We start from the raw sequence: 11,491 nt of genomic DNA on the forward strand, positions 1-11,491 counted from the left end.
ATGCTATCTGTAAGTCAGTTGTCTATAGATTATGGCAGTAACCGCGTAGTAAGCGATTTAAACTTATCGCTGGGTGAAAACGAAATCCTTATGCTTGTAGGGCCAACAGGTTGTGGTAAAAGTACAATTTTACAAGCCCTTGCTGGCCTTATACCTATTAGCGAAGGCGAAATAAACACAGGTAAATGGCGCGCTACACCCAAATTAACAATACCTCCTGAAAAACGCAGTGTAGGTATGGTTTTTCAAGATTTTGCGTTATTTCCGCACTTAACCGTACAGCAAAACATTTGCTTTAGATTAAAAGATACAGCCCCTGCTGAGTATTGGATAAACCTACTTGGACTGAGCGATTTTAGAGATAAAAAACCAGCAACGCTTTCTGGCGGACAAAAGCAACGTGTTGCACTTGCGCGCACCCTTGCCCACCAACCTGATTTTGTATTGCTTGATGAGCCGCTTTCAAACTTAGATGCCGCCCTTAAAGACATGCTTCGTTGGGATATTAGAAACGCACTTAAAGCAGCTGGCGTACCGGCGATTTGGGTAACACACGACCAAGAAGAAGCACTCTCAGTTGGCGATCGTGTTGGTGTGCTTAAAGGCGGTAAAATTCAGCAAATCGATACACCCGAGCGCTGCTTTAGTACCCCAAATAATCGCTTTGTGGCACGCTTTTTAGGTGAAGCCAGCTTTATTGCAGGCAACTTTGAGAACGGACAAGCCACTACTTCAATTGGTAATGCTCCTGCTCATGGCGTTGACTGTGAAAGTGGCGACGTTGATGTACTACTTCGACCAGACGATGTATTACTCGTTCAAAGCAGTGTTGGCAATAACGGCGAAGTTATTTGGGTACGTTTTGAAGGTGGCAGCCGCTTGTGCGCTGTAAAACTTGCGTGCTCTACGGTTGTAACTAGCCGAGTAAGCCATGAAGTTGTGGTAAACCCTGGCGACGAAGTACATGTTTCATTAAGCACATCGCACCCATTAGCGGTTTATAAACAAAAAGCTTAACTACTTTTTTATTTACATAAACCAAAAAGCCCATATATATGGGCTTTTTAATAGGTATTACTATGTATGTTACTAACTAAACTCGAAGCACTACCACTCAAACATGTAGGCCATTTTGCTTATTGTTTTAAGCGGGACATTATGCGAGTTACGTTTAGCATATAAGTGCTGCATTGATTTGTCTTTCACTTCACCCACTATCACTTCTTTTACTTGATAACCTAAAGCAACAGCAGCTTGAGTGTAAGCTATAAATTCCCACTTTTTAATATTGGTGTTATCTACAATTACCAATGGCATACCTTGAGCAAGTGCATTTATAAAGCGCGCTAAATTTAAATTATGAAATTGCGACAATTTAAATTTATCGAAATGATATTCGCCCTGCTCATTAATAAAGTAATCATCAGTTGAGCAGATTAGGTATTGGCTTTCGTCAACTCCACCTAATTCGTCAGCAAGGCTTTGCGCGTAGTAAGACTTACCGCTTCCTGGTAGTCCTCGTAAAATAAAAACTTGTTTCATAGCATCGATTTTTTAAGTGTGAATAAATATTAATTTGATTTGTTTGTTAATAATGCCACAAAATCATTAAATTTAAGAGCAACAAATCATAATAGTGGCAATTAAACTCTAAAAACTGTTTAAAAATAAACCGCATGCATAAAAACTTTTAAAGAGTTGCCCACAATAGTTTTTTTATTCAACTTTACTAGGTAAGATACAGGGTTCAAGTGCAGCGCCGTTTATGTGCAATTTATGCCCGAGTGCTGCGCACAGTTAAAATAAAATAGTTAGGCAACTTATATCATTGGAGTGAAGATGAGCCATTTAGCGATTTCAGAGCTATTAAAAGGCAATGTTGCGGTAGACAGCCAAGTAACAATTAAGGGCTGGATCCGTACTCGCCGCGATTCAAAAGCAGGAATTTCATTTTTAGCCGTTCATGACGGTTCGTGTTTTGATCCTATTCAAGCGGTAGTTCCTAATTCACTGAATAATTATGATGAAGTTACTAGCTTAACAGCCGGTTGTTCTGTGTCGGTTACTGGTGTTTTAGTACAATCTGCTGGTCAAGGTCAATCTTACGAAATTCAAGCTAATACAGTGACTGTATTAGGTTGGGTAGAAAACCCAGATTCATACCCAATGTCGGCAAAGCGCCACAGCATTGAGTACTTACGTGAGCACGCTCACCTTCGCCCTCGTACAAATATGATTGGCGCGGTAACTCGTGTACGTAACTGTTTAGCACAAGCTATTCACCGTTTTTACCACGAGCAAGGCTTTTACTGGATCAGCACGCCAATTATTACGGCAAGTGACTGTGAAGGTGCTGGCGAAATGTTCCGTGTATCTACGCTTGATATGCAAAACTTACCGCTTACAGACAAAGGCGAAGTTGATTACAGCGAAGATTTCTTCGGTAAAGAAGCATTCCTTACTGTATCTGGCCAGTTAAATGGCGAAACTTACGCTTCTGCAATGTCAAAAATTTACACGTTTGGCCCAACATTCCGTGCAGAGAATTCAAATACATCACGCCACCTTGCAGAATTTTGGATGGTAGAGCCTGAAGTTGCGTTTGCTGATTTAGAAGACATCGCAAAACTTGCTGAAAATATGCTTAAGTATGTGTTTAAAGCCGTACTTGAAGAGCGCCGTGATGACATGGAATTTTTTGCACAACGTGTAGAAAAAACCGCAATTACGCGTTTGGAAGAATTTGTAGAAAAAGACTTCGCGCAGGTAAATTACACTGAAGCAGTAGAGATCCTTAAAAACTGTGGTAAAAAGTTTGAGTACGCTGTTGAATGGGGTGTAGATTTACAGTCTGAGCACGAGCGTTACTTAGCTGAAGAGCACTTTAAAGCACCGGTAGTTATTAAAAACTACCCACGTGACATTAAAGCATTCTACATGCGCCAAAACGAAGACGGTAAGACCGTTGCCGCAATGGACATTGTAGCACCAGGTATTGGTGAGATCATTGGTGGTTCACAACGTGAAGAACGCCTTGATGTACTTGATGCACGCTTAGAAGAAATGGGCTTAAACAAAGAAGATTACAGCTGGTACCGCGATCTACGTAAATACGGTAGCGTGCCGCACTCAGGCTTTGGTTTAGGCTTTGAACGCTTAGTTGCTTATGTAACAGGTATGGGCAACGTACGTGACGTTATTGCCTTCCCTCGTACTAAAGGCAGCGCAACTTACTAATACTAAGTTAGCCGTTTATAAATACTAAAAACCAGCCAATTGGCTGGTTTTTTTGTGTCTTTGATTTACCGAATAAAAAAGCCGCAGCACTCAAAGAGCACCACGGCTTTCAACCAGAATAAATTTTGCTTAATTAAGCGCTATAAAGCACTCTCTAACTGTGGCAGTACTTCAAATAAGTCAGCCACTAACCCGTAATCTGCAACTTGAAAAATAGGTGCGTCAGGGTCTTTATTAATCGCGACAATTACTTTTGAGTCTTTCATACCGGCTAAATGCTGAATAGCACCGCTAATCCCTACTGCAATGTATAAATTAGGCGCTACAATTTTACCTGTTTGCCCTACTTGCATATCGTTAGGTACAAAGCCTGCGTCAACTGCTGCGCGCGACGCACCAATGGCTGCTCCCAATTTGTCGGCAATACCATTAAGTAGTGCAAAGTTTTCACCGTTTTGCATACCGCGACCACCCGATATAACCACAGTGGCAGCCGTAAGTTCAGGTCGTTCAGACTCTGTTTGTTCAACACTTACAAAGCTACTTAATTGCGAATCAGACACTGTATCAATGCTTGTTATAGCAGCAGCTGATTGCTCGCCTTGTAAATCAAAGCTACTTGCACGCACGGTAATTACTTTTTTGCTATCGAGTGACTTAACCGTTGCGATTGCATTACCTGCATAAATAGGACGTTTAAATGTGTCTGCGTCCACTACTGCGATAATTTCAGAAATTTGCGCAACATCTAATAACGCAGCAACACGTGGCATAAAGTTTTTGCCCGTTGTAGTGGCACTTGCAACAATATGGCTGTAGCTGTAGCTGTCGCTAAGCGATAAAACTAAATCAGTCATGCTCTCAGCTAACTGATGCTCATACACGCTGTTATCGGCAACTAAAACATTAGCTACGCCATCAATGCTAGCAACTTGTGAGCTCATTGCACTTAAGCTGTTGCCGGCAATAAGTACATCAACAGGAAAACCCATTTTTAGTGCGGCGTTAATTGTTTTTGAGGTTTCTGGTTTTAAGGCACCGTTGTCGTGCTCTGCAATTACGAGTGTTTTCATTTAAATCACCTTTGCCTCTGTTTTTAATTTTTCTACAAGCTGTGCTACGTCTTCAACAATAATTCCTGCGGTGCGTTTAGCTGGCTCTTCTACACTTACTAATTGAATGCGCGGTGTTAAATCAACACCAAGCGAATCAGCAGCTATTACTTCAAGCGGCTTACGTTTGGCTTTCATAATATTTGGTAGTGATGCATAACGGGGCTCGTTTAAGCGTAAATCAGTTGTAACAACCGCTGGTAAGTTAAGTGCTACCGTTTGCAGGCCGCCATCAACTTCACGGGTTACGTTTACTTTGCCATTTTCAATAACAACCTTTGATGCAAACGTACCTTGGCCACGTTTAGTTAAAGCCGCTAACATTTGACCTGTTTGGTTGTTATCGGAGTCAATTGACTGTTTACCCAAAATAACCAGCTCTGGTGCTTCTTGTTCTACAATTTTGGCAAGAAGTTTTGCAATATGAAGTGACTCGAGCTTTTCATCGGTTTCGATGTGAATGGCTTTGTCGGCGCCAAGTGCTAATGCAGTGCGTAATTGCTCTTGCGATGCTTTTGGACCAATAGTAACAGCAATAACTTCGCTTGCCGTACCTGCTTCTTTAAGGCGGATTGCTTCTTCTATGGCAATTTCACAAAACGGATTCATTGCCATTTTTACGTTAGTTAAATCAACGTCGCTTTTATCACTTTTAACGCGTGCTTTTACGTTGTAATCAATCACTCTTTTTATTGGTACGAGAACTTTCATAGGAACTCCATAATTATTTAAACCTACAAGGTAACGTGCACGTCAACCTATTTATTTTATGAAATTAGACTACTTCCTGTTGACGTAAACGTCAACCTAAAATAACCTTTAACTATTCACAGTCTGTAACGTTTAATTTGCAAGGTTAGTAATAGGCTGTACACCTTATTTAAATGTGTAGTAAACATTCAAATAAGTCCGTCATAGATAAAGAGGTTATTATGGTCGAACGTGAAACCATGGAATTTGATGTAGTTATTGTTGGTGCAGGCCCTGCAGGGCTTTCAAGTGCAATTAAACTCGCGCAATTAGCACAAGAAAAACAACAAGAGTGCATGATCTGCGTCGTCGAAAAAGGGTCTGAAGTGGGTGCACATGTACTCTCTGGCGCGGTTTTTGAAACCAAAGCTTTGGATGAACTACTACCAAATTGGCAAGAGCTTGGTGCACCGGTTACAACCAAAGTAACTAACGATGAAATTTATTGGTTTAATAATGAGCAAAAAGCGACATCAATCCCCCACTTTGCTACGCCAAAAACATTTCATAATTACGGTAACTACATTGTATCTATGGGTAATGTATGTCGATGGCTTGCTGAGCAAGCTGAAAGCTTAGGCGTAGAGATTTTTCCAGGATTTAGCGCACACTCTTTAATAATTGAAGATAAAGCAGTAAAAGGCATTCTTACTGGCGATATGGGTGTCGACAAAGACGGTAATGAAAAAGACGGTTACATGCCTGGCATGGAGCTTCGTGCAAAATACACTATATTTGCAGAAGGCTGCCGAGGTCATTTAGGTAAGCAGCTAATTAATGAGTTTGCACTTGATGCAGATTCATCGCCACAGCATTACGGTTTAGGCTTTAAAGAAATTTGGCAAATTGATGAAAGTAAGCATGAGCTTGGCAAAGTTGTTCATGGTACGGGTTGGCCACTTAGCGGCGATACTAACGGTGGTGCATTTATGTATCACAGTGAAAACAACCAAGTTGTTGTGGGTTTAATTGTTGATTTAAATTACTCAAACCCATATTTAAGCCCGTTCGATGAGTTTCAGCGAATGAAGCACCATCCAGTATTTAAAAACGTACTTGAAGGCGCTGAACGTGTTGCTTACGGTGCGCGTGCTATTGCTAAGGGCGGTTTGCATTCATTACCAAAAATGCATTTTGCAGGTGGCTTACTTGTAGGGTGCGATGCAGGCACACTTAATTTTGCAAAAATTAAAGGTAATCACACTGCAATGAAATCGGGAATGGTTGCCGCTGAAGTTATTTTTGAAGCATTGCAAAATGAGTTGGCAAATACCGATTTAACTCATTATCAAACTGCGTTTGAGCAATCGTGGGCATATAAAGAGTTATATCAATCTCGTAACTTTGGCCCTGCAATGCACAAACTCGGTAAGTTTATAGGGGGTGCGTATAACACGCTTGATCAAAACATTTTTAATGGTGGTTTGCCCTTTACGTTTAAAGATAATACGCCCGATCATTCAACCCTTGTTGATGCTAACGCCGCTGACAAAATAGCGTACCCAAAGCCAGATGGACACCTTAGCTTTGATAAACTCTCAAGTGTGTTTTTATCAAATACTAACCACGAAGAATCACAGCCTTGTCATCTAAAGCTCAAAGATGCGTCAATTCCTATTAACGTAAACCTAGTTAAATTTGATGAACCCGCACAACGTTATTGCCCAGCAGGCGTTTACGAAGTACAAGAAATAGCAGGCAATAAAGAGTTTGTTATTAACGCCCAAAACTGTGTGCACTGTAAAACCTGCGATATTAAAGACCCAAGCCAAAACATTACCTGGGTAACCCCAGAAGGTGCTGGTGGGCCAAACTACCCTAATATGTAACTAAATTATGCGTTATATACACATATAATCACTTTTTTTACATATAAATTATAAACATATCCTAAATTGCAGGGGCTTCGGCCCCTTTTTTACGTTATGCTAATAGTAGTTTTAATAATAAGAGTGTTATCTATGCCGTCGTCAAAAGTTGTTTTTCGTTTTTTAGCAGAGCCTACCGATGTTAATTTTGGTGGTAAAGTTCATGGTGGGGCCGTCATGAAATGGATTGACCAAGCAGGCTATGCATGTGCTGCGGGTTGGAGTGGTCACTACTGCGTAACGGTTTCGGTTGCGGGTGTTAAATTTAGACGCCCAATTCTAGTAGGTCAAATAGTCGAAGTAGAAGCTAAAATTGCCCATACGGGTAGAAGTAGCATGCAAATATTTATACAAGTACGTTGTGGCGATCCTAAAACACAAAATATGGTTGAAACAAATCATTGTGTTATCAGCTTTATTGCAATGGATGAAACGGGCTACCCAATAGAAGTGCCTTCGTTTAAAGCTGTAACAGAAGAAGATATTAAATTAGAAAATTACGCTATAAAAATGAAAGAAATAGCAATTGAAACAGAAAACTTGCTTCATACAGTGTAATTACTAGTTTAAATAAAGTCAGGCTATGTAAAAAACTCATTATACTTTGTAAAACATACAACTTATTTTAGAGTACTCAATTACACAAAAGTTCACTTTGATTATAAAACACGCTAAACGCCGTAAAAACCAATACAAAAGAATTAATTAAGGCGTGTTTTTAATTCATTTTAATATTGGCACGCTCGCTGCAAGTAGATAATTGAAGTTTGATTAATGAAATCAAGCATTTGATTATTTTTTGTAAAGGAGCTATTCAATGATTAAAACACTTTCTCTTTCAGCTATTGCACTAGCAACACTGGGTTTTAACTCTGCAGCACACGCTGACATTTCTGATTTCGATTCTCCACGTATTTATACTGGTATCGGTTACGGTCAATATTCTTTTGAATTTGAAGACAGTGACAACGACACTGACTTTGACGACGATGCACAAATGCTTAAGGGTTACGTTGGTGCACAATTTAACGAGTACTTAAGCTTAGAGCTTGCTTATCAAAACTTTGATGAAGTAAGTGATATAGACAGCAAAGCTGAAATTGATGGCGTATCGCTTGCCGCACGTTTGGGCTACCCTATAACAGAAAGCTTTTCTGTGTATGCAAAAGGCGGTTGGCTTGAATGGGATGCAGATTACACACAAGATTTACCAGTAGGTGGCGTATCAGCGTCTACAGATGGTGGTGATGCATTTTATGGTGCGGGTATTGAATACGCGCTTACAACAAATGTACAATTTCGTTTAGAGTATGAGCGTTATAAACTTGATGACGATATTGACCCAGATATGGATGTAGCGTCTGTATCAGTTCAATACATGTTTTAATTAGTCTTTAGCATGTATAAAAGGTAAGCCCAAGGGCTTACCTTTTTTGTTTTAGGCTCTTTTTAAATATATCAATATAAACCAATCAGTCTAATAAAAACTTTAAACCGTTTGGTCTATAATGCCAAGTGCATTAAATAATTGTTCTATTGTAGCACTAAGAAAATAGCGCAATAACAAGGCAAAATTATAATATATAGTTGTTATCACAAATTGCTCCCTGCATTGCTCTACCTCCTGCATCCATGCAGTCAACTGTGAATAATTCTTAACAAAGTAAGTGCGCTATTTAATGCAGTAGAATAATCATATTTTTAATAAAATTGGTATACGCAATAAACTTGCTTACATTAATGCCATAAATGCTAAATGCGGGTAGAATAGCGCTCTATTTTATTTGTACCCGAGTACTATGAGCGATTACACCATTTCGGCTATTGGCCACATTCAATCTCCTTATAAACAAAAGTTTGCTATACCTAGGCAACCACGTTTAGTGCCACAAGCTAAAGCAAAGCTTATATTTGCCCCCGATTTTAATCGCGAAGAGTTTGTACGTGGTTTAGATGAATTTACTCATATTTGGTTGTTATTTCGTTTTCATGAAACGGCTGATAAAGGTTATTCTGCTATGGTGCGCCCGCCTCGTTTGGGTGGCAATGAGCGAAAAGGTGTATTTGCGACCCGTGCTACATTCAGACCAAACGCAATTGGAATGAGCGCCGTAAAACTTGAAGGTATTGAATATAAAAACGGACAACTTAGCTTATTACTCGCTGGTATTGATTTACTTGATGGCACACCGATTATTGACATAAAACCGTATTTGCCGTATTCAGACTCTATGCCGGATGCAAGTGCTGGTTTTGCTGACACGCGCCCTGAAACACAAATGACGGTTGAATTTAGCCCTCAGGCAATTGAGTTTGTTAATGCCCAAACACAATACCCAGACTTACATGATTTTATAGCCAATGTTTTAAAACAAGATCCTCGCCCTGCTTATAAAAAACAAAAAGAAGAAATGCAAAGCTACGGGATGACTCTCTATGACTTTAATATTCGCTGGCAGGTTAATGATGCACATAACTTAGTAACAAGCATAGAAAAAAACTAAATAACTCACTTAGCGCTTTAGTGTAAAAGCATCCGCTGGTAAACTTAAGCTCTATTAAAAGAATATAATTACTCTATTTCGGAAAAAACATGCGTACAAGCCAATATATACTCGCAACACTTAAAGAAACGCCATCAGATGCTGAAATCGTATCGCATCAGTTAATGCTTAGAGCCGGTATGATCCGTCGCGTCGCTTCGGGTTTATACACTTGGTTACCCTCTGGTTTACGCGTGCTACGTAAAGTAGAAAACATTGTACGTGAAGAGATGGACAAAGCGGGTGCAATTGAAATGCTAATGCCTGTTATTCAACCTGCTGATTTGTGGGAAGAGTCTGGCCGTTGGAATGAATTTGGTCCTGAGCTTATGCGCTTTACAGACCGTCATAACCGTACATTTGCACTTGGCCCAACACACGAAGAAGTAATAACTGATTTCGTACGTAAAGAAATAAGCAGCTACAAGCAATTACCAGTTACTTTATACCAAGTACAAACTAAAGTACGCGACGAACGTCGTCCTCGTTTTGGTGTAATGCGTGCTCGTGAATTTACAATGAAAGATGCCTACTCTTTTCACTTAAGTGAAGAGTGTTTAGATGCGACTTATCAAGCGATGCACAAAGCATATTGTAATATTTTTGAGCGTTTAGGCCTTGATTACCGCCCTGTTATAGCCGATACAGGCTCTATTGGTGGTAGCGTATCGCACGAGTTTCATGTACTTGCTGAGTCGGGCGAAGATGCAATTGCATTTAGTGATGGCAGTGATTACGCCGCTAATATTGAAAAAGCAGAAGCACTGGCACCAAGCGAGCCTCGCCCTGAAGCATCAAAAGAGCTTAAAGCGTTTCCAACTCCTGACGCTAAAACGATTAACGAGCTTAAAAAACACTACGGTGTTAAGCCACATCGAGGTGTTAAAACGTTAATTGTTTATGGTACGCCTGATGAAAACGAAGTACGCGGTTTAGTAGCCTTAGTACTGCGTGGCGATCACGAATTAAATGAACTAAAAGCTGAAAAGCACCCATTAGTAGACTCTCCGCTTGAAATGGCAACAGAGACAGATATTGTTGCTGCTATTGGCGCAAAACCTGGCTCATTAGGCCCTGTCGGCTTATCTATGCCTATTATTGTTGATAGAGCAGCTAACATACTTGCTGATTTTGTTGCCGGTGCAAATAAAGACGATGAGCATTACAGCGGTATTAACTGGGATCGTGACGTAACTGATTACGAAGTTGCTGATATTCGTAATATTGTTGAAGGCGATATGAGCCCATGTGGCCAAGGCGTTTTACAAATTAAACGTGGTATTGAGGTAGGTCATATTTTCCAACTTGGCACTAAATACTCAGAAGCGATGAAAGCGGGTGTATTAAACGAAGGTGGTAAAAACCAAACCATGACTATGGGTTGTTACGGTATTGGTGTTTCACGTATTGTTGCTGCTGCTATTGAGCAGAACAACGATCAATACGGGATCATTTGGCCAAAATCAATCGCGCCATTCGATTTAGCAATTGTTCCAATGAACATGCACAAATCGCATCGTATTCCTGATATTGCAAATAACCTTTACCAAGGTTTAAAAGATGCTGGTCTTGATGTGTTATTTGATGACCGTAAAGAGCGCCCTGGTGTTATGTTTAACGATATGGAACTCATTGGTGTGCCATTTACGCTAGTAATTGGTGAGCGTAACCTTGACGAAAACAAAGTTGAGCTTAAAAACCGCCGTACAGGTGAAAAGCTAATGATTGATATCGATACAGCAATTGATGCAATTAAAGCAGCCGTTAAAGGTTAAGCTAAAAATACTTATAAGTAATTTTAAAACCGCTTTTTAAAAGCGGTTTTTTTATACCTAAATTTTATGTGTGTTATTTGGCTTTAGTATTACTGTCGTATAATTGTCATTTTTATTCCCTAAAGTATTTAACCTGATGTAATGGTCTCCTCCCTATACGGCATCTATGTGCCATGATTAAAGTGGTTACAATAATCAAAGGGAGA

Annotated in this window: 10 protein-coding genes; 7 read left to right on the plus strand and 3 right to left on the minus strand. The window is 40.0% G+C overall.

Annotation, left to right across the window (positions count from 1 at the left end; all coding sequences use genetic code 11):
• Complete coding sequence (locus I6E72_RS14690) at positions 1 to 1,017, plus strand: ABC transporter ATP-binding protein (protein ID WP_197103020.1); 1,017 nt, start codon at positions 1 to 3, stop codon at positions 1,015 to 1,017.
• Positions 1,018 to 1,107: 90 nt separating this feature from the next.
• Here the strand turns inward: I6E72_RS14690 and I6E72_RS14695 are convergent, their stop codons facing one another.
• Positions 1,108 to 1,542 carry an ATP-binding protein gene (locus I6E72_RS14695; protein WP_007586798.1) on the minus strand — a complete coding sequence of 145 codons (435 nt, stop codon included), beginning with the start codon at positions 1,540 to 1,542 and terminating at the stop codon, positions 1,108 to 1,110.
• A 297-nt stretch (positions 1,543 to 1,839) separates the two neighbouring features.
• Here I6E72_RS14695 and asnS point away from each other — a divergent pair, with 297 nt between their 5' ends.
• On the plus strand, positions 1,840 to 3,237 hold the full coding sequence (gene asnS / locus I6E72_RS14700) for an asparagine--tRNA ligase (RefSeq protein WP_010552735.1): 1,398 nt from the start codon (positions 1,840 to 1,842) through the stop codon (positions 3,235 to 3,237).
• Between the two features lie 140 nt (positions 3,238 to 3,377).
• Here the strand turns inward: asnS and I6E72_RS14705 are convergent, their stop codons facing one another.
• Positions 3,378 to 4,310, minus strand: coding sequence for an electron transfer flavoprotein subunit alpha/FixB family protein (locus I6E72_RS14705; protein ID WP_197103017.1), 933 nt, complete (start codon positions 4,308 to 4,310; stop codon positions 3,378 to 3,380).
• Positions 4,311 to 5,060 (minus strand): electron transfer flavoprotein subunit beta/FixA family protein, encoded by a 750-nt coding sequence (locus I6E72_RS14710; RefSeq protein ID WP_197103015.1) that lies wholly within the window; start codon positions 5,058 to 5,060, stop codon positions 4,311 to 4,313.
• A gap of 221 nt (positions 5,061 to 5,281) precedes the next feature.
• Here I6E72_RS14710 and I6E72_RS14715 point away from each other — a divergent pair, with 221 nt between their 5' ends.
• The 5 genes from I6E72_RS14715 (at position 5,282) to I6E72_RS14735 (ending at position 11,285) form a co-directional block, all read left to right on the plus strand.
• On the plus strand, positions 5,282 to 6,928 hold the full coding sequence (locus tag I6E72_RS14715) for an electron transfer flavoprotein-ubiquinone oxidoreductase (protein WP_197103013.1): 1,647 nt from the start codon (positions 5,282 to 5,284) through the stop codon (positions 6,926 to 6,928).
• A gap of 132 nt (positions 6,929 to 7,060) precedes the next feature.
• The gene (locus tag I6E72_RS14720; RefSeq protein WP_007586808.1) at positions 7,061 to 7,525 is read left to right on the plus strand and encodes an acyl-CoA thioesterase; all 465 of its coding nucleotides are present in this window, start codon (positions 7,061 to 7,063) and stop codon (positions 7,523 to 7,525) included.
• A 259-nt stretch (positions 7,526 to 7,784) separates the two neighbouring features.
• Positions 7,785 to 8,354 carry an outer membrane beta-barrel protein gene (locus tag I6E72_RS14725; RefSeq protein ID WP_007586810.1) on the plus strand — a complete coding sequence of 190 codons (570 nt, stop codon included), beginning with the start codon at positions 7,785 to 7,787 and terminating at the stop codon, positions 8,352 to 8,354.
• A 412-nt stretch (positions 8,355 to 8,766) separates the two neighbouring features.
• Positions 8,767 to 9,471, plus strand: a complete 705-nt coding sequence (gene tsaA, locus I6E72_RS14730) for a tRNA (N6-threonylcarbamoyladenosine(37)-N6)-methyltransferase TrmO (RefSeq protein ID WP_197103010.1) — start codon at positions 8,767 to 8,769, stop codon at positions 9,469 to 9,471.
• Positions 9,472 to 9,560: 89 nt separating this feature from the next.
• The gene (locus I6E72_RS14735) at positions 9,561 to 11,285 is read left to right on the plus strand and encodes a proline--tRNA ligase (RefSeq protein ID WP_007586812.1); all 1,725 of its coding nucleotides are present in this window, start codon (positions 9,561 to 9,563) and stop codon (positions 11,283 to 11,285) included.
• The last annotated feature ends 206 nt before the right edge of the window (positions 11,286 to 11,491 follow it).

The organism is Pseudoalteromonas sp. NSLLW24 (genome assembly GCF_015864725.1).
Taxonomy (GTDB): domain Bacteria; phylum Pseudomonadota; class Gammaproteobacteria; order Enterobacterales; family Alteromonadaceae; genus Pseudoalteromonas; species Pseudoalteromonas arctica.